This is a genomic window from Streptomyces sp. NBC_00212, assembly GCF_045206365.1.
Taxonomy (GTDB): domain Bacteria; phylum Actinomycetota; class Actinomycetes; order Streptomycetales; family Streptomycetaceae; genus Streptomyces.
The window spans coordinates 614,092-634,403 of sequence record NZ_CP108115.1; the positions used below are offsets into that span (position 1 = coordinate 614,092).

A 20,312-nucleotide genomic window follows, 5' to 3' on the forward strand; every position below is an offset into this window, starting at 1 on the left:
CAGGGGTGGCCCGGCCCCGACGGACTAGAACCCCGCGTCGCAGCAGCCGTCGCGGCGCATCAGTCGGCCCACCCCCAGCCAGTCCTCGGCCTTCGCCGCCGCATGCCGCTCGTGCGGCTCGTAGGCGGAGACCAGATCGGCGGTCGTGTACGGCACCCCTCCCCTGAGCACGCCGGTGGTGCGCACCAGTGAGCCGAAGTCCGTGAACGGGTCGCCGTCGACCAGCGTGAGGTCGGCGAGCTTGCCGCGTTCGACCGTGCCGAGGTCCTTGTCGAGCCCGAACAGCCGGGCCGGCAGTACGGTGGCGGTGCGCAACGTCGCGGCTGGGGAGAGGCCGCCCAAGTGGAGGGCGCGCAGGCTCAGATGAAGGGAGAGCCCGACCGGGACGAGCGGCTGGTCGGTGCCCAGCGCCACGAGGCCGCCCCCTTCGAGCACCCGACGGTAGACGTCGGTCTCCGTGCGCAGGGTGGCCAGTTGGGCGGGGCTCGGCGGCGTGCCCGCCGACTGCTTCACGGCCGCCGAGTCCCACGGCGGCATCACGGTGGTGACCCGCGGATCGTCGGCGAGACCGGGGTCCGCGCCGAGCAGCGGCGCGGAGGTGAACGGTGTGACGATGAGCGCGAAGTTGATGCCACGGGCCGTGTAGATCCCGACGACGTCCTCGTAGGCCTTGCCCGTCGCGGAGGTGGCGTGGCCGAACTCGGCGCGCTGGGTGGCCAGCAGATGGGTCGTCAGATCCTGGCCGACCTCGACGCCCGGGGACACCAGGTGGCTGCCCGAGCGCACGCCGAGCCGCTCGTGGGCGAACCGGGCGGCCTCCTGCATGACCCAACTGGGCGCCCGCACATAGGTTTTGACGAAGTCCCAGTCGAGTGCGGCGCCACGTTCCAGCGATCGCTGGAGTCCGGCCTCGGTGCGGTGGGCGCGGCCCATGCTGTAGGCGACCCGGGATCCGTCGAGCAGCTCCCCGGTGGTCAGCAGCCGCGGCCCGGCGAGCTGTCCGGTGGCCACGGCCTCGCGGATGCGGGCCTGCTCGTAGGCGAACCCCCCGAGTGACACGGCGGTGGTGATCCCGTAACTGAGCTGGCCGACGGTCTGACGGCCGCCGTACGTGCTCTGCCACGGGTGGGTGTGGGTGTCCCAGAGCCCGGGGAGGACCGTGCGGTCGGACGCGTCGACGGTGCGCAGGGCGCCGCGCTTGCGGTGGGGTTCGACGGAGGCGATGCGTCCCGCGCGGACGACGATGTCGACGTCGTCCCGCACCGATTCGCCCGTGCCGTCCCAGAGCCGTCCGGCGTGCACCACGGTGTCGGCGGGTGCGGGCCTGCGCTGGTCGAGCGCCACGCGCACGGTGCGGGCGGCGCCGCCGTCGACGCCGATGAGCCGCAGCTTGGCGCCGGACAGGTACAGGAGCGTCTTGGAGTCGCCGGACCAGGAGGGGTGGTCGGCGGGTTCGGTGGTGAGGGTGCGCGGCGGACCTTGCGGGGTGCCGTCGGGGGCTACTGGCAGCAGGCACAGCGCGGATTCGACGACGACCGCCATCCAGCGGCCGTCGGGGGACCAGACGGGCCCCGAGTCGTAGCGATCGGCGATGGAGACGTGCGGGGCCACGGCGTGCAGCCGGTCGGCGCCGGTGGTGGTGTCGACGACGCGGATGACGTTGTAGCCCTCGCGGAAACGCAGGTTGAGCCGGTTGCGGTCGCACAGCGCGACGTAGCGCCCGTCGGGCGACCAGGTCGGGCGGCCGGGCAGCCCGCCCGCGCCGAGCGCGGTCACCAGGACGCGTTCGGCGCCGCTCGCCAGGTCGCGGACGACGAGCCGCCCCGACATGTCGATGGCGGCGAGGCGCTTCCCGTCGGGCGAGGGCGCCGGGTGCACCCGGCCGCCCGTCGCGAGCGCGCTCTCCTCGCCGGTGGCGAGCTCCCGCCGGTAGACGCCGAGCAGCCCGTCGCGGTCGTCGGCGTACAGGAGCGAGCGGCCGTCGCGGGCCCAGACCGGTCCGAGCAGATAGCGGGTCGCGGGCGACTGGCGCAGTCGCTCCGGCGGCCGCGAGCCCGAAGTGTCGGCGATCCAGAGCGAGTTGAGGGCGGCGAAGGCGATGCGCCTGCCGTCGGGGGACAGTGCGGGCAGGTGGATGCCGCGCACCGGGCGCACCCGCTCCTCGCCGAGGTCGTACGACTTGACCTGGTAGCGCGGCCGGTCGACGGGCAGCTCGCCCGTGAAGGGGATCGCCTTGGGCTCCGCCGGGCTCTCGGGGCGTACGAGGGTGAACTGGCCGTCCAGGGTGAGGAGCAGCTCGCCGTCGGCGGTCCAGCGCGGGGGCATCGGGGCGATGTCCCCGGCGACCGGGACGGGCTTGCCGTCGACGACGAGTGTGCAGGAGGCGTTCGGTGCGGCGGTGGTGCGCAGGTAGGCGAGGCGGTGGCCGTCGGGTGCGAGGGCCGGCGTCATGACCTGGGCGTTCTCGGCTTCAGTGTGCTCGACGGTGACCGCGCCGGCGCCCTCGGCAGGGATGGCGGCGACGGTTCTGGCGTCGACGCCGAGTCCGAACGGCGTGGTGACGGCCTTGGCGCGGACGAACAGGATGCGCTTGCCGTCGGGCGACCAGGTGGGGTCGAAGTCCTCCCACGGGCCGTCCTGGAGCGGGCCGTCCTGCCCGGGAAGCCCCGTCAGCTTGGTCAACTGACCGGTGCGCAGGTCGAGTTGATGGATGCGGTACGGGCTGCCGGCCACCGGGTCGCCGCCGCGTTCGGAGGCGAAGACGATGCGGGTGCCGTCGGGCGACCAGGCGGGGCCGCGGTCGTCCCAGGGGCCTTCGGTGCGCTGGCGCACGTCGGTTCCGTCGGGCCTCATGGTCCAGATGTGGTAGCCGCCGCCCTTGTACGCGCAGAACGCGACGAGTTCGCCGTCGGGTGCGTACACGGGCCGGGTGGGTTCGAGTCCGGCCGGGGTGAGCGGCTCGGCCTTGCCGCCGGCGCGGGGCAGCGACCACAGGACGTCCTGGATCTCGGCGATCAGCTGGTCTCCCCCGGGCGAGAGGCTCGCCGCGCCGTTGGTGGAGGCCGTGAAGGAGAGCGAGAGTCCGGTACGTGGCGCGGCGAGGGCGGGGGCGGGCACGGCGCCGACGGCGGTGACGGCCCCGGCGGCGCCCGCGGCGGCGAGGAGTTGACGGCGGGAGAGGGAGAGGGGGGTGGCGGTGTTGTCACGGTCCATGACACAGCACGCTCGCGCACCGTACGGCGCAGGGGCAACACCGCCATTCCCGCCAAATCGGTACGACTGCCTGTCAAACCCCTTCAGAATCAGCTCACTTGGGCCGACGGTCAGGCGGTGTGCACCTCCAGGACCGTGACCGAGTACGGCGCGAAAGTCGCAGTGAAGGTGGGTGCCACTCCGTTGACGGTGCGGCCGCGCGGGACGACCGCGAGCGGGTCGGTGAGCGTGTTGGTTGCCTGCGGATTCGCCCCCGCGAGCACGGTGACGGCGGCCGAGGCATCGGTGCGGGCGACGCCTTGCAGCGTGACGGTGGTCTTGCGGGCCGTGCCGCCCGTGTTGACCACCGCGAGGTAGACGCGGCGGGCGCCCGGGTCGTGGGTGGTGACGGCGATGAGACCCGGCAGGGCGCGCACCGCGGTGGGCAGGACGACGGTGCCGCGCCGCGTGAGCAGGAGCTGCTGTGCGTAGTAGCTCGGCGAGTTGTAGCTGGTCAGCGCGTCGTAGGCGATGAGGTTGGTGGCCCAGGTGTTGTCCCGTACGTGGCTGAACAGCGGGGCGTACGACTCCATCAGGACCTGGTCGGAGTTGCGGATGATCCCGGCGAGCCAGGAGGCGTCGCCCAGCGCGGCGTTGAGGTCGGGGGTGGGCCGGCCCTCCTGCGAAGCCCACTCCCCCACGAACACCTTCGGGCTGTTCCGGTCGCGCTGGTCGTACTTGTGGGAGCCGGCCTGGAAGGCGGACGGCGACTGGTAGTAGTGCTCGTCGATCAGGTCGTACGGGCGGGATGCCACCGGCGTCGTGGCGATCAGTTTCAGCGCGGGGAAGCGAGCCTTGATCGCGTCGTGGAACGCGGCGTAACGCTCCTCGTAGGAGCCGGACTTGTCGAACCAGTCCTCGTTGCCGATCTCGACGTACTTGAGGGGGAACGGCTTGGGGTGGCCGTCGGCGGCGCGGCGGGCGCCCCAGGTGGAGGTGGTGGGGCCGGTGATGTACTCGATCTGGTCGACGGCGTCCTGCACGAAAGGTTTGAGCGCGTCGCCGGTGACGTGGGAGCCCTGGAGCGAGTATCCGGCGTACACGCACAGCAGCGGCATGCAGCCCAGGTCCTGCGTCATCTGGAGGTATTCGGGCAGGCCGAGGCCGTCCGTGGACCAGTAGCCCCAGGCCGAGTTGTGATGGCCCGGGCGCTGTTCGACGGGGCCGATCGTCTTCTTCCAGTCGAAGCGGTCGGCGATGACGTTGCCTTCGAGGTAGTTGCCGCCGGGGAAGCGTAGGAACTTCGGTTCCAGGGCGGCGAGTTTCTCCATCAGGTCGACGCGCAGCCCGTTCTCGCGGCCCTTGTAGGTGGGAGGGAAGAGCGAGACCTGGCTCAGCCACAGCGTGCCGGGTGCGGAGGTGGTGACGACGAGACGGGCGTTCGCGGTGGTGGGGGCGCCGGCGGCGGTGCGCAGGGTGAGGTCGTACTTGCGCCACGATCCGGTGAGGGGCCCGGTGGTGCCGGTGGCGTGGGCCTTGCCGTCGGTGCCGGTGATGGCGACAGTCAACTTCCCTGTGACATCTGCCGACTTGGCGTAGAGAGAGGCGCGGTACGTGGTGGACGGGCGGACCGGGATGCCCCAGTAACCCTCGTTGGCGACGCCGTCGCCCGCCGCCTTCGCGGTCACGCGCAGGGATTGGGTGAGGGCGGAGTTGAGCGGCTGAGCGGTGTCGATGGCCAGGGATGCGGCGCCGCTGGCGCTCCAGTGGAGCGGGGTGGCCGCGGCCATGAAGCTGCGGTTGTTGACGAGTTCGGCGTAGAGGCCGCCCTCGCCGCTGTGGTTGATGTCCTCGAAGAAGATCCCGCCGAGTTCGCTGCTGACCTGCGGGCCGGGGTGGGTGGTGTCGACGGTCAGGAGGGGCTGGGTGGAGTCGACGGGTACGCCAGCGAGAGCTGCTGCATCGGCCGCGGTGAGGGCGGCGTCGAAGACCTGGACGTCGTCGATCAGGGCGTGGGCCTGGTCGACCCCGACCCCGCCGAACAGGCCCCGTCCGACCGCGGTCGCGCCAGTGGCGCGCCAGCCTCCGGCGTAGGGCACTTCGCCTTCGAGCACGCCGTTGACGTAAAGGCGTATGACCCCGGCAGCCGTGTCGTCGACGCCGAGCAGGTGGTACCAGACGCCGGTCACGGGCGCGGCGGCCGCCCCGGCGACACCCGCCCCGCCGTTGGCCGAGTTCGAGTCGGCCGGCAGCCGGGTGAACGCGAACGCCCCTGTGTCGTTGCGGAGTTGGAGATAGAACCCGCTCACCGCGAACCCGTCGACCGACACGAAGGTCTGGTAGCCGGCGGTGCCGGTGAGCCGCACCCACGCGGCCACACTGAAGCTCTTCGACGTGTCCACCACCGGACCGACCGCCGACGCGTTGCCTCCCGCCGAGATGTCGAGGGCGGCGACGCCGGACTTCGCGGCGCCCCACTTCGCGCCGTCCACGAGGGTGAGCGTGCGACCATGCCCTGAGCTGTCGGCGGCAGTCGTCCCCGTGCCTTCATCGAAGGCCCAGTGGGCAACGGGCGCGGGGAGCGCCGACTCGGCGGCTCGCGCGGGAGCCCCCGCGAGGGCGGGGCCGATCGCGCCGGCCAGCGGCAGCGCGCCGAGCGCGGTCACGATCGCTCTGCGACTGGGCCAGGAGGCCGGGGCTGGGGTGGGCTGTGTCATGCGGGTGCTCCTCAACTCTCGCCGTGCGTTCGAGATTTCGGACGACGTTCTGCATTTCGACGCCGGGAGCATTCCGCCTCCCCCGCCCCCGCGTCAATGCCCCTGGACCAGCTTGGAACGGTTCCTGTCCGACCCATTGACACCTTCGGCCGCACGTCATTACCGTCACGCCAGAATTTCGAACGCGTGACGAAATTTCGAACAACACGGACAGCAGCCCCGGGAGCAACTGCCTTGCGAATCACGGGAATCAGCACCCACGTCGTCGGGACCCCCTGGCGAAACCTCACCTACGTCCAGGTCCACACCGACGAGGGCCTCACCGGCGTCGGCGAGACCAGGATGCTCGGCCGCACCGACGCGCTGATCGGCTATCTCCGCGAGGCCGAAGCCAACCACATCGCGGGATCCGACCCGTTCGCGATCGAGGACCTCGTGCTGCGGATGAAGTACGGCGACTACGGGCGGGCCGGCGAGATCGTGATGTCCGGCATCGCCGTGGTGGAGATGGCCTGTTGGGACATCAAGGGCAAGGCCCTCGGCGTCCCGGTGTGGCAGCTCCTCGGCGGGAAGGTGACCGACCGGGTCAAGGCGTACGCCAACGGCTGGTACACCACCGAGCGCACCCCGGGGGCCTACCACAAGGCGGCGCAGGCGGTCGTCGAGCGCGGATACCGGGCACTCAAGATCGACCCGTTCGGCACCGGCCACTTCGAGCTGGACCGTCAACAGTCCCTGTACGCCGTCTCGTTGATCGAGGCGGTGCGGGACGCGATCGGCCCGGACACCGAGCTGATGCTGGAGATGCACGGCCGGTTCTCGCCGGCCACCGCCGTGCGCCTGGCCCACGAGCTCGCGCCGTTCGACCCGGCGTGGCTGGAGGAGCCGGTGCCGCCGGAGAACCTCAAGGCGCTGGCGAAGGTCGCGGGCAAGGTCGACATCCCGATCGCGACCGGCGAGCGCATCCACGACCGCATCGAGTTCCGCGAGCTCTTCGAGTCGCAGGCCGCCGACATCATCCAGCCGGACGTCGGCCACGTCGGCGGCATCCTGGAGACCAGGAAGCTCGCCGCGACGGCCGAGACCCACTACACGCTGGTCGCGCCGCACAACGTGGGCGGCCCGGTGCTCACGGCGGCCAGCCTCCAAGTGGCGGGATGCACACCGAACTTCAAGATCCTGGAGCACTTCAACGACTTCGCAGACGCCGAGATCAAGAGAGTCGTCAAGGGCGCCCCACAGGTGGTCGACGGCTACTTCGAGCTGCCGGACGCGCCGGGTCTCGGCGTCGAGCTGGATGTGGACGCGGCGGCCGAATTCCCGCAGCAGCAGGCCCGGTTCGACCTGTGGGCCGAGGGCTGGGAGAAGCGCGACCCGTCCGGGGCGCGGGGATGAGCAGCCGCGCGATCGTCGTAGACGCGCCGGGCCGCCACCGCCTGGTCGCGGGCGAGCGCCCCGAGCCGGGCCCGGGTGAGGTCGTGGTGCGGGTCGCCGCCGCGGGGATCTGCATGAGCGACCGCGAGGTGTACGACGGCCACCGCGACCCGGGCTATGTGCGCTATCCGCTCACGCCCGGACACGAGTGGGCCGGGACCGTCGAGGCGGCCGGGCCGGGCGTGGACCCCGGGCTCGTCGGGCGCAGGACGGTCGCCGAGGGCTTCCGCACCTGTGGCACCTGCGAGCGGTGCCGGCGGGGCGAGACCTCGCTGTGCACGGCCCCGTACGCCGAGACGGGGTTCACCCACCCCGGCGGCTTCGCCGACCATGTGGTGGTACCGGCGCGGCTGCTGCACCCGCTGCCCGACGACGCGGACCTGAGCGCCGCCGCCCTCCTGGAACCGGCCGCCGTTGTCGCCGCCGCCGTACGGGCCGGCGCGCCCGAGCCGGGCGAGCGGATCGCGGTGCTGGGCGCGGGCACCCTGGGCCTGCTCGCCGTGCAGCTCCTCTCCAGCTACTCCCCCGGCGAGCTCGCGGTGATCGACCCCCGCTACGACCGGGCCGAGCTGGCCTGCCACATGGGGGCGACCGAGGCCCGTACGCCGGAACTGTCCCACGACGTGCGCGGCCACTTCGACCTCGTGGTCGAGACGGCGGGCGCACCGTCCACCGCCGCCGACGCGACGCTGCTCGCCCGGCGCGGCGGCCGGGTCGTCCTCACCGGAATGTTCGCGCCGGGTGCCACCGGGATCGACCCCGTGCACCTCTCCCTGAGTCAGCTCACGGTACGCAGCGTCTTCGGCGCCTCGTCCGCGGCGTGGTCCTTCGCCGTGCGGGCGTACGTCACCGGGCAGCTCGATCCGGCGGCACTGATCACCCACGAGTTCCCGCTCGACCGGTACGCGGACGCGCTCGCTCTGGTGGGCGGAGGCGACCCCAAGACCGGAAAGGTCCTGCTGCGCCCGTAGCGACTGGCTTCCTCCTGCCCCCATCACGTCATACCCAATGACCCGAACCACGTTCGAGATACCGAACATCGCGAAGGCCCGCTCACTCAAGGAATCCCGCCTGTGACCGACACTTCAGCCCCCTTCCTCACACCCGCGGGACCCCGCCGCCCCGGCGAGCGTGCCCTCACCGCGCTCGGCCTGGCCGCGCCCGCCGACAACCCCGCCGACTCCTCCCCGCACGTCTTCCCCGACGGCGGCTCCTGGCGCACCGAGATCCCCTCCGTCGAGGGCCCCGAAGCGCTCGCGATCGTCCTCAAGGAGTCCTTGCGGCTCGACGTGCCGGTGCACCGGGTCAGCCAGGGCAGCGGCGTGTGGATGCTCTCCGACGCCGAGATCACCGAGATGGCCGAGGCCTGCGCGGACCGCGGCATCGAACTCTGCCTCTTCACCGGACCCCGCGGCACCTGGGACATCGGCGCCTCGTCCCGTACCGCCTCGGGCGGCGCGGGACTGCGCGCCCGGGGGCACGACGCGCTCGCCGGATGCGTCGAAGACGCCCTGCGCGCAGCCGAGTTGGGTGTCCAGTGCCTGCTCGTCGCCGACGAGGGGGTGCTGTGGACCCTGCACCGGCTGCGCGAGCGCGGCCTGCTGCCCTCGGACACCACTCTCAAGGTCTCGGCGCTGATCGGCCCGGTCAATCCGGCGTCGGTCTCGGTGTACGAGCGGCTCGGCGCGGACTCCGTGAACGTGCCATCCGATCTGACGGCCGCTCACTTCACCGAGATCCGACGGGTGTCGGGTGTCCCGCTCGACCTGTACATCGAGGCGCCGGACGACCTCGGCGGCTATGTGCGGATGTACGAGGCGGCCGAGCTGATCCGCCGAGCCGCCCCGCTCTACCTCAAGTTCGGCCTGTCCAAGGCGCCCGGCATCTATCCGTACGGCGCGCATCTGCGGGACGCCGCCCTGGACACGGCCCGCGAGCGCGTGCGCCGCGGCCGGCTCGTGCTCGACCTGCTTGCCCGGCACGGCGCCGACGGCGGCATGTCCTCGCTCGGCTCCCGCCTCCCCGGCCCCCTCAACCGCTTCTCCCCCAAGGACTGATGACCATGCGCCGCATCCGCAGAGCAGCACTCGCCCTCGTCGCCGGATCCCTCGCCCTCGTGCTCGCCGCCTGCGGGCAGAGCAGCGAGGGCGGCAGCAAGGACACCAAGAAGGGCGGCAAGGGCTCCACCATCGGCATCGCCATGCCGACCAAGTCGTCCGAGCGGTGGATCAACGACGGCAACAACATGGTCAAGCAGTTCCAGGACCTCGGCTACAAGACCGAGCTCCAGTACGGCGAGGACAACGTCGACCAGCAGGTCGCCCAGATCGAGAACATGATCACCAAGGGTGTGGACGTCCTGGTGATCGCCGCGATCGACGGCCGCGCCCTGAGCGACGTCCTGAAGCAGGCCGCCGAACAGAACATCAAGGTGATCTCCTACGACCGGCTCATCCTCGGCTCGCCCAACGTCGACTACTACGCCTCCTTCGACAACGAGAAGGTCGGCGTGCTCCAAGCGACGTACATCATCGAGAAGTTGGGGCTGAAGGACGGCAGCAGGAAAGGCCCGTTCAACATCGAGCTGTTCGCCGGATCGCCGGACGACAACAACACGCGCTACTTCTTCCAGGGCGCCCTCAAGACGCTCCAGCCCTACCTCGACAAGAAGCAGCTCGTGGTGCAGAGCGGGCAGACGAACCTCAACCAGGTGACAACGCTTCGCTGGGACGGTGCGACAGCACAGAAGCGCATGGACGACCTGCTGACCAAGGCGTACTCCTCGGTCCGCGTCGACGCCGTGCTCTCGCCGTACGACGGGATCTCCATCGGCATCCTGTCCGCGCTGCGCTCCGGCGGATACGGGACCGCCGCCAAGCCCTACCCCGTGGTGACCGGTCAGGACGCCGAGGTGGCGTCGGTGAAGTCGATCATCGCGGGCGACCAGACGCAAACCGTCTACAAGGACACCCGGGCGCTCGCCAAGCAGGCCGTGCAGATGGCCGACGCCGTGCTGAACAACAAGACGCCCGAGGTCAACGACACCAAGACGTACAACAACGAGAAGAAGATCGTGCCGTCGTTCCTGCTCAATCCGGTGAGCGTCGACAAGTCCAACTACCGTGCGGAGCTGGTGGATTCCGGCTACATCAAGGCGAGTGACCTGAAGTGACCGCACCCGCACACGAGCCGCCCGCTGTCCTTGAGATGCGTTCCATCGTCAAGACGTTCCCCGGCGTTCGAGCCTTGTCCGACGTGTCGCTGACCGTCGCCCCGGGCGAGGTCCACGCGATCTGCGGGGAGAACGGCGCAGGAAAGTCGACCCTGATGAAGGTGCTCAGCGGGGTTCATCCGCACGGGAGTTACGAGGGCGACATCCTCTTCCAGGGCGAGCCCTGCGCCTTCAAGGACATCCGGGCCAGCGAGGCGCGCGGGATCGTCATCATCCACCAGGAACTCACACTCGTTCCCTATCTGTCGATCGCCGAGAACATCTTCCTCGGCAATGAGCACGCCACACGGGGCGTCATCAGCTGGCACGAGACCCTGAAGCACGCGTCCCGGCTCCTGAAGCGGGTGGGCCTGAGCGAGCATCCGGGGACCCGGGTCGCGGACATCGGCGTCGGCAAGCAGCAGCTGGTGGAAATCGCGAAGGCCCTGTCCAAGGAGGTGAAGCTGCTCATCCTCGACGAGCCGACGGCAGCGCTCAACGACGCCGACAGCACCCATCTCCTCGATCTGATAACGGAGTTGAAGGAACAGGGCATCACATCGATCGTCATCTCGCACAAGCTCAACGAGATCGCCGCGGTCGCCGACTCCGTCACCGTCATCCGCGACGGCCGCACCATCGAGACCCTCGATGTGAAGGACCCGGCGACGACCGAGGACCGGATCATCCGGGCCATGGTCGGCCGCGACCTCGACCACCGCTTCCCCGACCGCACCCCGTACGACGGCGACCCGGGCGCGCACCCCGCTCTGGAAGTGCGCGGCTGGACCGTGCACCACCCCATCGACCAGCAGCGCAAGGTGGTCGACGACGTCTCCGTGCAGGTGCGGCGGGGCGAGATCGTCGGCATCGCGGGCCTGATGGGCGCCGGCCGCACCGAGCTCGCGATGAGTCTTTTCGGCCGCTCCTACGGGCGCAACATCAGCGGCTCGGTGTGGAAGGACGGCCGCGAGATCCGGACGCGAACGGTGCCGGAGGCGGTGGGCCACGGCATCGCGTACGTCACCGAGGACCGCAAGCAGTACGGCCTCAACCTCATCGACAGCATCGCCCGCAACATCACCACGGCCGCGCTCGGCCGGGTGTCCCGGCGCGGAGTGGTCGACGAGCACGAGGAGCGGCGGGTCGCCGAGTCGTACCGCACGTCCATGAACATCAAGGCGCCCACCGTCTTCGAGCAGGTCGGACGGCTGTCCGGCGGCAACCAGCAGAAGGTCGTACTCAGCAAGTGGATCTTCGCGGGTCCCGATGTGCTGATCCTCGACGAGCCGACCCGCGGCATCGACGTGGGTGCCAAGTACGAGATCTACACCGTCATCGACCAGCTCGCGGCCCAGGGCAAGGCCGTCGTCTTCATCTCCTCGGAACTGCCCGAACTGCTCGGCATGTGCGACCGCATCTACACGATGGCCGCAGGCCGGCTCACCGGTGAGGTCCCGCGGGCCGAGGCAACGCAGGAAGTGCTGATGCGCCACATGACCACGAACAACATGACCACGGACAAGAGGTAGTCGCCATGGGTCCGGTCACCACCGACACCCCCCGGAGCGCCCCGCCGACGCCCGGTTCCCCGCATCCGGCGCCCGCCGCGCTGCTCCTTGACGCGGCCCGCCGCAACATGCGCCAGTACGGGATGCTCGTCGCGCTCGGCCTGATCATCGTGCTGTTCCAGATCTGGACCGGCGGGGTGCTGCTCAAGCCGAACAACGTCACCAACCTGGTGCTCCAGAACAGCTACATCCTGGTCCTCGCGATCGGCATGATGATCGTCATCATCGCGGGCCACATCGACCTGTCCGTCGGCTCGTTGGCGGCCTTCGTGTCGGCCGCGTGCGCCGTGATGATGGTCGAGCACCATGTGCCCTGGGTGCTCGCCCTGGTCGTGGCCCTGATCATCGGGGCGGTCGCGGGCGCCTGGCAGGGGTTCTGGATCGCGTACGTCGGGATACCGTCGTTCATCGTCACCCTCGCCGGGATGCTGCTGTTCCGCGGCGGCACCCAGATCCTGCTCGGCTCGCGCTCGCTCGGCCCGTTCCCCGACGGCTTCCAGAAGATCTCCACGGGCTACCTGCCGACGGTCGGCCCGAACACCAACTACCACAACCTGACACTGCTGTTGGGGCTCGCCCTGACAGCCGTCGTGCTGGTCCAGGAGGTGCGCTCCCGGCGGCGCCAGCAGGCGTACGAACTCGATGTGCTGCCCCAGGGCCTGTTCATCACCAAGTGCGTGGCGATGGTGGCCGCCGTCCTCGCCTTCACGATGACGCTGGCCAGCTACCGGGGTGTCCCGGTGGTGCTGCTCCTGCTCGCGGCGCTGCTCATCGGACTCGGTTTCGTGATGCGCAACGCGGTCGTGGGGCGTCATGTGTACGCGCTCGGCGGCAACCAGGCGGCGGCGAAGCTGTCCGGCGTCAAGGACAAGCGGGTCACGTTCTGGGTGTTCGTCAACATGGGGGTGCTCGCGGCGCTGGCCGGCGTCGTCTTCGCGGCCCGCCTGAACGCGGGTACCCCCAACGCGGGCGTCAACTTCGAACTGGAGGCCATCGCGGCCTCCTTCATCGGCGGCGCATCGATGAGCGGTGGCGTGGGCACGGTGTTCGGCGCCGTCATCGGCGGCCTCGTGCTCGGTGTGCTCAACAACGGCATGTCCCTGGTGGGCATCGGCACGGACTACCAGCAGGTCATCAAGGGGTTCGTGCTGCTCGCCGCGGTCGGCTTCGACGTCTACAACAAGCGCAAGGTCGGTTCATGAGTCCCTCGGATGTCCCCCCTCCCCGAACTCCCTCAAGGAGTCGCTCCATGAAGACCAGCAGACGTACGGTACTGGCGGCAGGCGCCGCCGGTCTCGCCGCGACGACGGCGCTCGGCGCCGGGACTGCCCAGGCCGGGCCGCGCCGCTCCCCCGCCAAGAAGCATTTCGGCACCCTGGCCGACGGCACCGCGGTGGACCTCTGGACCGTGGCCAACGGCGCCACCCGGCTCCAGGTCCTGTCCTGGGGCGGGGTGGTCCACTCGCTCGAAGTCCCGGACCGCCGCGGCCACTTGGCGAACATCGCGCTCGGCTTCGACAACCTCGCCGACTATGTCGCGAAGAGCCCGTACTTCGGCGGCCTGATCGGCAGGTACGGCAACCGCATCGCGGCGGGACGGTTCACGCTGGACGGCCACATCTACCAACTCCCCCTGAACGACGGGGCGAACAGTCTGCACGGCGGCACCCAGGGCTTCGACAAACAGATGTGGCAGGTGGAGCCGTTCACCCACGGCTCGGAGACCGGGCTCGTCCTGACCCGGGTCTCCCCCGACGGCGAGATGGGCTACCCCGGCGCACTGAAGGTCCGCGTCACGTACACCCTCACCGCTCGCGGCGACTGGCGGATCGACTACGAGGCGACCACCGACCGGCCGACCGTCGTGAACCTGACCAACCACACCTACTTCAACCTGACGGGCGAGGGCAGCGGCTCCGTCTACGACCACACCCTGGAGCTGGCCGCCGCGCGCTACACCCCCACCGACGCGGGCCTCATCCCGACCGGCGAACTCGCCCGAGTGGCGGGCACGCCCTTCGATTTCAGGCGTACGAAGCCGATCGGCCGGGACATCCGCGACGGCGGCGAGCAGCTGGTCCACGCCAAGGGATTCGACCACAACTGGTCGCTGGACAAAGGCATTTCGACCTCGCCCGCCCACATCCTCACGCTCACCGACCCGTCGTCGGGCCGGGTGATGCGGATGTACACGACCGAGCCGGGCCTGCAGTTCTACACCGGCAACTTCCTCGACGGCACCCTGGAGGGCACCTCGGGCCGCACCTACCGCCAGGGTGACGCCCTCTGCCTGGAGACCCAGCACTTCCCGGACTCACCCAACCACCCGTCGTTCCCGTCGACGGTGCTGCGCCCGGGCACGACGTACCGCACGTCGACGGTGCATTCGTTCTCGACTCGCTGAGGCTCGACGCGTGCGTGTGCCTCAGAGGAATCCCTCTGGGGCACACGGCCTTTGACGGCCCATCACCCAGCGAAGGGCGTGGCGGGCAGGCCACGCCCCGCCCCTGGAAGTACGAGCACCGAACCGGCCAGGGGGTGTGGTGCGGCCTGTCCCGCGCGGGCGGTGGTGATGTACAGATCGGTGAGGTCCGGGCCGCCGAAGGCACAGGCGGTGGGGCGCGGCACGGGCAGCTCGACGACCTGGTCGAGACTGCCGTCGGCCGCGTACCGCCGGATGGCACCGCCGTCCCACAGCGCTACCCAGACGCCGCCCTCCGCGTCCACCGCGAGCCCGTCGGGGTCCCCGGCAGCGGCCTCGACCGAGACGAACTCCCTTCTATTGTGGGCGAGTTGGCCGTCGAGGTCGAACACATCGATGGTCCGGGTCGAGGTGTCGATGTAGTACATGAGCCGCCCGTCCGGGCTCCAACCGGTGCCGTTGCTGACGGCGACGTCACCGAGGATCTCGGCCGCGGTGCCGTCCGGGGCGATCCTCGTCAGGGTGCCGCCGCCGGGCGCCTCGTCGTAGCGCATGGTCCCGGCCCACAGCGCCCCGTCGGGAGCGACCGCCGCGTCATTGGCACGCCGACCGTCCACGGGGTCGTGGAGGAGCCAGCGGAACCCGCCGTCGGGGCCGTACAGACCGACGCCGTCCCGGAGGTTGACGACAAGGCCGCCCCCTACGCGCGGCTTGGCCGCACCTACGTGCTGCTCGGTGGCCATGACCGTACGGCGGCCGTCGGCCGGATCGTAGGTGTGGATCCGCGAGGAGAGGATGTCGACCCAGATCAGCCGTCCCGTCGCCGGGTCCCACGTCGGCCCCTCGCCGAGCTCGGCCCACTCCCGTACCGCGAGCTCGTACCTCACCGCACACCTCGGTGGCCGAGCCGCACGGAGAGGTCGCCCGCGCCCTTCTGAGCGAGTTCGGCGAGCTCGGCCTCGCGGTCGCCGCTCCACCTGATCATGGGAACGGAGATGGAGAGCGCGGCGACGACCCGGCCCGTACTGTCCCTGACCGGCGCCGCCACGCAGCTGACGTCGGCATTGGACTCGCGGTGCTCGACGGCGGTCCCGCGGGCACGGATCTCAGCGAGGGCGGTGCGCAGGGCGGCGGGGTCGGTGATGCTGTCCGGTGTCATGGCGACGAGTTCGCGCCCTTCGAGGCGGGCGTCGAGCTCGGCCTCGGGCAGCACGGCGAGCAGCATCTTGCCGACGGAGGTGCAGTGCGCGGGCAGCCTGCGGCCGGCGGCGGAGACCATGCGGACGGCGTGGGTGGAGTCGACCTTGGCGATGTAGATGACGTCGGTGTCCTCCAGGATCGCGACGTGCACGGTCTCGTCACAGGTCTCCGCCACCTCGCGGGCCACCTGCTGCCCCTCGGCCGCGAGGTCGAGCTGCTCGGCGTACCGGCTGCCGAGCTGGTAGGTGCGTACGCCGAGCCGGTAGCGGCCGGGCTGCTCGGGCACCGGCGCCAGGTAGGAGCGGGCGGCCAGAGTGGTGAGCAGCTCGTGGACCGTGGTGCGGGGCAGCCCGAGCCGGCGCGTGACATCGGGCGCGGAGAGGCTCCCCTCGCTCTCCAGGAAGAGTTCGAGGACGTCCAGCGCCCTGGTCACCGCGGGAACCAGTCGGCCCATGCTCGGCCACCCACCCTTCTTGTTCGAAACTCCGGCCACCGCCCGGAATGACGAACACAGGCTAACCACAGGGGTGTTCACCGGGCAATGGGCCTGCGGTTACGGCCACGTCTGCAGCCCCAGGCGGACAGGCAGCTCCCTGAGGGCGTGCGAGCGGAAGGAGGTGCGCCAGGCGAGGTCGCCGGACGGGACGGCGAGAGCCAGCTCGGGGAATCGGCGTATCAGGGTGCTGAAAGCGCTGTGGAGCTGAATGCGGGCGAGTGCGGCCCCGAGGCAGTAGTGGATGCCATGGCCCAGCGCGAGGTGGGTGGTGTCCTCGCGGTGGATGTCGAAGCGGTCGGGGTCGGCATGGCGTTCCGGGTCACGGTGGGCGGCGGCGAGGCAGAGCAGGACGGTGTCGCCGGACGGGACGGTGACCCCGCCGATCTCCACCGGCTCGGTGGGAAAACGGCGGATCGCCATCTGGTTGGGGTTCACGTACCGGAGCAGTTCCTCGACGGCCCGCGGCATGAGGCCCGGGTCGGCGCGCAGCACGGCCAGCTGGTCGGGGTGGTCGAGCAGGACGAGGAGTCCGCCGCTGATGACGTGCTGGGTGTTCTCGCTGCCCGCCATGAGGATGAGGAAGGCGAGCGAGACGAGCTCGTCCTCGCTGAGCCGGTCGCCTTCGTCACGTGCTGCGATGAGTTCGGACAGGAGGTCGTCGCCGGGCTCCGCGCGGCGGTCCGCCACCAGGTCGAGCAGAAAGCGGTGGATGCGCCCGATCGCCGCGACAAGCTCCCCTGAACTCCCCGGATCCAGCATGGTGGTGACCCATCCGGCGAAGGCGTGCCGGTCGGCCTCGGGCACGGCGAGCAGGTCACCGATCAGCGCCACGGGAAGGAGATTGGCGAACGCGGTGATCAGGTCGACGGCGCCGTCGGCCTTCAGCCGCTCGGCGAACGCGTCCGCGAGCTGCTCGGAGGCGCCCTCGATCTGCTGCCGCATCCCTTCCACATAGCGCGGCGTGAAGGCCTTGGAGACGAGCCGGCGAAGGCGCATGTGGTCGTCGGGGTCGATGTTGAGCAGGTTGGCGTCCAGGGCGGGCGGCAGCGAGAACCCCTTGTAGCCGTTGCCCGCGTGGGCCTTGTTGACCGAGAGCCGGGGGTCGGCGAGCCCCGCGCGGACGTCCGACTCCCTGAGCACCAGCCAGACCTCGGATCCGTCCGGCAGCCGTACGTGGTGGACGGGCGCCTCTTCGCGCAACCGCTCGTAGGTCGCGTACGGATCGGCGAAGTGGGCGGCATCGAAGGGCTGCGGGAGGTCTGGGTTCTGTGTCACGCGGGGTCCTTGCGCTGGTCGGGGCGGGCATCCACACCGATCTTCCCCCGAGGCGCACACCTCGCATCAAGCGCGGGTGACCTCCACCGGAAGCCGCTTGATCCCGTTCACGAAGTTGGAGCGCACGCGGGGCACCTCCCCCGTCAGGCGGATGTCGGCGATGCGGGGGATCAACTCCTCGAACATGATGCGCACTTCGGTACGGGCGAGGAGGTTGCCCAGGCACAGGTGCGGGCTGCCCTTGCCGAAGGTGACGTGGTCGTTGTCGGTGCGTGTGACGTCGAAGGCGTACGGGTCGGCGAAGACCCGCTCGTCACGGTTGCCCGAGGCGTACCACATGACGACCTTGTCGCCCTCCCTGATCCGCTTGCCACCGAGTTCGACGTCGCGGGTCGCGGTGCGGCGGAAGTGGTAGACGGGCGAGGCCCAGCGCAGGAACTCCTCCACGGCGGCCGGGATGAGGGCTGGGTCGCGGCGGAGCCGGTCGAGCTGTTCGGGGTGCTCGATCAGAGCCAGCATGGTGTGCGAGATGGCGTGCCGGGTCGTCTCGTTCCCCGCGACGACGAGCAGGAGGAAGTAGTTGTCGAAGTCCTGGGCACTGAGCGGGACTTGATCGCGCGGGGTCTCGTTGACGAGCCGCGAGACGAGGTCGGTTCCGTGGCCACCGCGGCGCTGCCGGGCGAGTTCGCGGCCGTACTCGAAGACCTCGACGGAAGCGGGCGAGCGGAACGGCAGGTCCCGGTACTGCTCACTCTCCGCGCTGTCGAGGAGCACATCCGCGTAGTCGGGGTCGGTGTGGCCGATGATGCGGTTTCCCCAGTCGATGAGCCGCCGGTTGTCCTCGGGCGGCACGCCCAGGAGCCGGGCGAGGACGTTGATGGGGAAGTCGGCGGACACGTGCTCCACGAAGTCGAAGGCCGGCTTGGCCAGGGCCGCGTCCAGGGTCCTGGCGGTCAGGCCGCGCAGGAAGTCGGCGTAGCCGTTGATCACGTTCTGCCCGAACTGGCGCTGGAGCAGGCCGCGCAGCGCACGGTGGCGCGCCCCGTCCAGTTCGAGGATGGAGGCCCGCTTCTTGATCTGGTCGTCGTCGAGCTCTTCGAGGTTGACGAATCTGGTGGAGGTGAACGTGTCGGCGTCCCGGTCGACGCGGACGATGTCCTCGTGGCGGGTGACCGCCCAGAACCCGGAGTTGGGGGCCGGCTCGGGCTGCCAGTGGACGGGGTCCCGGTGGCGCAGGGTGTGGAACATGCGCCACGGGGTGATGCCGTCGGTGAACCGGTCGAGGTCGGCGAGGTCGACGTCGTCGAGGGGGATCGGGTCGTACGCGGCGGGGCTGGCCTCGGCCATCGGCGCTCCTTGAGCTGAGCTGCGACGGGGGACGCGGGCGGGCGGCGCGCCCGCGCGGGTCACAGGTGGTACGCGTACTCCGTGAACTCCCAGTCCGTCACGTGCTGTTGGAAGCGCTCGACCTCGTTGCGCTTGTAGGCGAGGTAGGCCGCGGTGAAGTCCTTGCCGAGGATTCCCGTGAGCGCGGTGTCCCCTTCGAGGGCGTCGAGCGCGCTCGGTAGGCAGTCCGGAAGGAGGGCGGACCTGGCGGTGTCGTAGCCGTACCCCTCCAGCGGCGCGGGCGGCTCCTCGGCGGCCTGGATGCCGAGCAGCGCCGCGGCGATGGTCGCGGCGATGAGTACGTACGGGTTGGCACTGGCATCACCGAGCCGCAGTTCGAGCCGGGCGCCAAAACCGCGCTCGGGCGGGATGCGGACCATCGCGCTGCGGTTGTCCAGACCCCAGTCGACGAGCCAGGGGGCCACCGTGTCCGGCCCGAAGCGCTTGTACGAGTTGATCGTCGGGTTGACCAGGGCGGCCAGCGCCGGGGCATGCGCGAGCAGACCGGCGACGGCGTGCCGGGCGGTGTCGGAGAGGCCGTAGGGGCCGGTGGGGTCGTCGAAAACGTTCCGCGTCTCCCCCACGTCACCGGCGGCCGCGCCCGTCTCACCCTCGGCTCCCGCCTCGCAGGACAGGTGCAGATGGAACCCCGAGCCGCCCGCGTCGTTGAAGGGCTTGGCCATGAACGTGGCGAGCCTGCCCTCCTTGCGGGCGAGCTCCTTGACGGCGGCCTTCAGCCGGAAGGCACGGTCGGCGGCGCCCAGCGCCTCGGAGTGCACGAGGTTGATCTCGAACTGCGCGCCGTCGAACTCGTGGTTTCCGTGGGTGATCCCGATTTCGAGATCGCGCAGCATCCGCAGGGTCCGCAGGAGGTGGTTGTCGGGGTCGGCGCGCAGTCCCGCGGTGTAGACGGCGCCCGCGACCGCGCTGTACCGCCGCCAGCCGCCGGGCGCGCCGGGGTCCGGATCGCACAGGAAGTATTCGAGCTCGGGGCCCGCAATCGGGCGCAGTCCGTGTTCCGCGCAGCGGGCGAGCACCGCGCGCAGCAGGGCACGCGGCGATTCGGGGACGGGCGCGCCGGTCGCCGGGTCGGTGACATCGCCCAGGCAGGAGGCGACGCCGGGTTCCCAGGGCAGCGCGAGGAGCGTGTCGAGGTCGGGGCGCACGACGATGTCGGGGAGCCCCGCGTCCAGGCCGCCCGCGATCGGGACGACATCGCCCTGCGGGCTCGTGTGGTAGACCGCGCGGCAGAACGAGAGGCCGTGCGAGCAGGCCGCGGGCAGCTGGTCGACGAGCACGTCCCGGGCGCGGTCGGTGCCCATGAGGTCGGGGTAGGTCACCCGGACCACATCGATGCCCTCGACGGACAGCCGCTCCGTTAACTGCTTTGCATCTGAAGGTACTTGAG

Annotated in this window: 14 protein-coding genes; 7 read left to right on the forward strand and 7 right to left on the reverse strand. The window is 70.5% G+C overall.

From position 1 onward, the window contains the following. Positions 1-24: 24 nt before the first annotated feature. Both OHA17_RS03240 and OHA17_RS03245 read right to left on the reverse strand, forming a co-directional pair. On the reverse strand, positions 25-3,213 hold the full coding sequence (locus OHA17_RS03240; RefSeq protein ID WP_406503841.1) for an amidohydrolase family protein: 3,189 nt from the start codon (positions 3,211-3,213) through the stop codon (positions 25-27). Between the two features lie 110 nt (positions 3,214-3,323). Next, positions 3,324-5,909, reverse strand: a complete 2,586-nt coding sequence (locus OHA17_RS03245) for an alpha-L-arabinofuranosidase C-terminal domain-containing protein (RefSeq protein WP_406503843.1) — start codon at positions 5,907-5,909, stop codon at positions 3,324-3,326. Between the two features lie 234 nt (positions 5,910-6,143). Here OHA17_RS03245 and OHA17_RS03250 point away from each other — a divergent pair, with 234 nt between their 5' ends. The 7 genes from OHA17_RS03250 (at position 6,144) to OHA17_RS03280 (ending at position 14,529) form a co-directional block, all read left to right on the forward strand. Then, positions 6,144-7,304 (forward strand): mandelate racemase/muconate lactonizing enzyme family protein, encoded by a 1,161-nt coding sequence (locus OHA17_RS03250; protein ID WP_406503844.1) that lies wholly within the window; start codon positions 6,144-6,146, stop codon positions 7,302-7,304. Further along, entirely contained in the window at positions 7,301-8,314 is a 1,014-nt protein-coding gene (locus OHA17_RS03255; RefSeq protein ID WP_406503846.1) for a zinc-binding dehydrogenase, read from the forward strand. The genes OHA17_RS03250 and OHA17_RS03255 overlap by 4 nt, the downstream gene beginning before the upstream one ends. Positions 8,315-8,416: 102 nt before the next feature. After that, positions 8,417-9,400: a hypothetical protein gene (locus OHA17_RS03260; protein ID WP_406503848.1), complete on the forward strand. Its 984-nt coding sequence runs from the start codon at positions 8,417-8,419 to the stop codon at positions 9,398-9,400. Then, positions 9,400-10,515, forward strand: a complete 1,116-nt coding sequence (chvE, locus tag OHA17_RS03265; RefSeq protein ID WP_406503849.1) for a multiple monosaccharide ABC transporter substrate-binding protein — start codon at positions 9,400-9,402, stop codon at positions 10,513-10,515. Before OHA17_RS03260 ends, chvE begins: the two co-directional genes overlap by 1 nt. A gap of 35 nt (positions 10,516-10,550) precedes the next feature. Beyond that, positions 10,551-12,086 carry a multiple monosaccharide ABC transporter ATP-binding protein gene (mmsA, locus tag OHA17_RS03270; RefSeq protein ID WP_406510622.1) on the forward strand — a complete coding sequence of 512 codons (1,536 nt, stop codon included), beginning with the start codon at positions 10,551-10,553 and terminating at the stop codon, positions 12,084-12,086. A gap of 5 nt (positions 12,087-12,091) precedes the next feature. Continuing rightward, positions 12,092-13,327 carry a multiple monosaccharide ABC transporter permease gene (gene mmsB, locus OHA17_RS03275; RefSeq protein WP_406503851.1) on the forward strand — a complete coding sequence of 412 codons (1,236 nt, stop codon included), beginning with the start codon at positions 12,092-12,094 and terminating at the stop codon, positions 13,325-13,327. A 47-nt stretch (positions 13,328-13,374) separates the two neighbouring features. Continuing rightward, the gene (locus tag OHA17_RS03280; RefSeq protein ID WP_406503853.1) at positions 13,375-14,529 is read left to right on the forward strand and encodes an aldose epimerase family protein; all 1,155 of its coding nucleotides are present in this window, start codon (positions 13,375-13,377) and stop codon (positions 14,527-14,529) included. Between the two features lie 62 nt (positions 14,530-14,591). Here OHA17_RS03280 and OHA17_RS03285 read toward each other — a convergent pair whose 3' ends face one another. The 5 genes from OHA17_RS03285 to OHA17_RS03305 all read right to left on the reverse strand — a co-directional run bounded on the left by OHA17_RS03285 (position 14,592) and on the right by OHA17_RS03305 (position 20,226). After that, positions 14,592-15,434, reverse strand: coding sequence for an SMP-30/gluconolactonase/LRE family protein (locus tag OHA17_RS03285; RefSeq protein ID WP_406503855.1), 843 nt, complete (start codon positions 15,432-15,434; stop codon positions 14,592-14,594). Beyond that, on the reverse strand, positions 15,431-16,201 hold the full coding sequence (locus OHA17_RS03290) for an IclR family transcriptional regulator (RefSeq protein WP_406503857.1): 771 nt from the start codon (positions 16,199-16,201) through the stop codon (positions 15,431-15,433). The genes OHA17_RS03285 and OHA17_RS03290 overlap by 4 nt, the downstream gene beginning before the upstream one ends. A gap of 99 nt (positions 16,202-16,300) precedes the next feature. After that, complete coding sequence (locus OHA17_RS03295) at positions 16,301-17,518, reverse strand: cytochrome P450 (RefSeq protein ID WP_406503859.1); 1,218 nt, start codon at positions 17,516-17,518, stop codon at positions 16,301-16,303. 66 nt (positions 17,519-17,584) lie between these two features. Further along, complete coding sequence (locus tag OHA17_RS03300) at positions 17,585-18,865, reverse strand: cytochrome P450 (protein WP_406503861.1); 1,281 nt, start codon at positions 18,863-18,865, stop codon at positions 17,585-17,587. 59 nt (positions 18,866-18,924) lie between these two features. Beyond that, positions 18,925-20,226 (reverse strand): glutamine synthetase family protein, encoded by a 1,302-nt coding sequence (locus tag OHA17_RS03305; RefSeq protein WP_406510623.1) that lies wholly within the window; start codon positions 20,224-20,226, stop codon positions 18,925-18,927. Positions 20,227-20,312: the final 86 nt, after the last annotated feature.

What these genes read in the sequence shown, in the direction of transcription:
- OHA17_RS03240 (WP_406503841.1), bottom strand. Translation starts at nt 3,213, where the DNA reads ATGGACCGTGACAACACCGCCACCCCCCTCTCCCTCTCCCGCCGTCAA.
- OHA17_RS03245 (WP_406503843.1), bottom strand. Translation starts at nt 5,909, where the DNA reads ATGACACAGCCCACCCCAGCCCCGGCCTCCTGGCCCAGTCGCAGAGCG.
- OHA17_RS03255 (WP_406503846.1), top strand. Translation starts at nt 7,301, where the DNA reads ATGAGCAGCCGCGCGATCGTCGTAGACGCGCCGGGCCGCCACCGCCTG.
- chvE (WP_406503849.1), top strand. Translation starts at nt 9,400, where the DNA reads ATGACCATGCGCCGCATCCGCAGAGCAGCACTCGCCCTCGTCGCCGGA.
- mmsA (WP_406510622.1), top strand. Translation starts at nt 10,551, where the DNA reads ATGCGTTCCATCGTCAAGACGTTCCCCGGCGTTCGAGCCTTGTCCGAC.
- mmsB (WP_406503851.1), top strand. Translation starts at nt 12,092, where the DNA reads ATGGGTCCGGTCACCACCGACACCCCCCGGAGCGCCCCGCCGACGCCC.
- OHA17_RS03280 (WP_406503853.1), top strand. Translation starts at nt 13,375, where the DNA reads ATGAAGACCAGCAGACGTACGGTACTGGCGGCAGGCGCCGCCGGTCTC.
- OHA17_RS03290 (WP_406503857.1), bottom strand. Translation starts at nt 16,201, where the DNA reads ATGGGCCGACTGGTTCCCGCGGTGACCAGGGCGCTGGACGTCCTCGAA.
- OHA17_RS03300 (WP_406503861.1), bottom strand. Translation starts at nt 18,865, where the DNA reads ATGGCCGAGGCCAGCCCCGCCGCGTACGACCCGATCCCCCTCGACGAC.
- OHA17_RS03305 (WP_406510623.1), bottom strand. Translation starts at nt 20,226, where the DNA reads ATGGGCACCGACCGCGCCCGGGACGTGCTCGTCGACCAGCTGCCCGCG.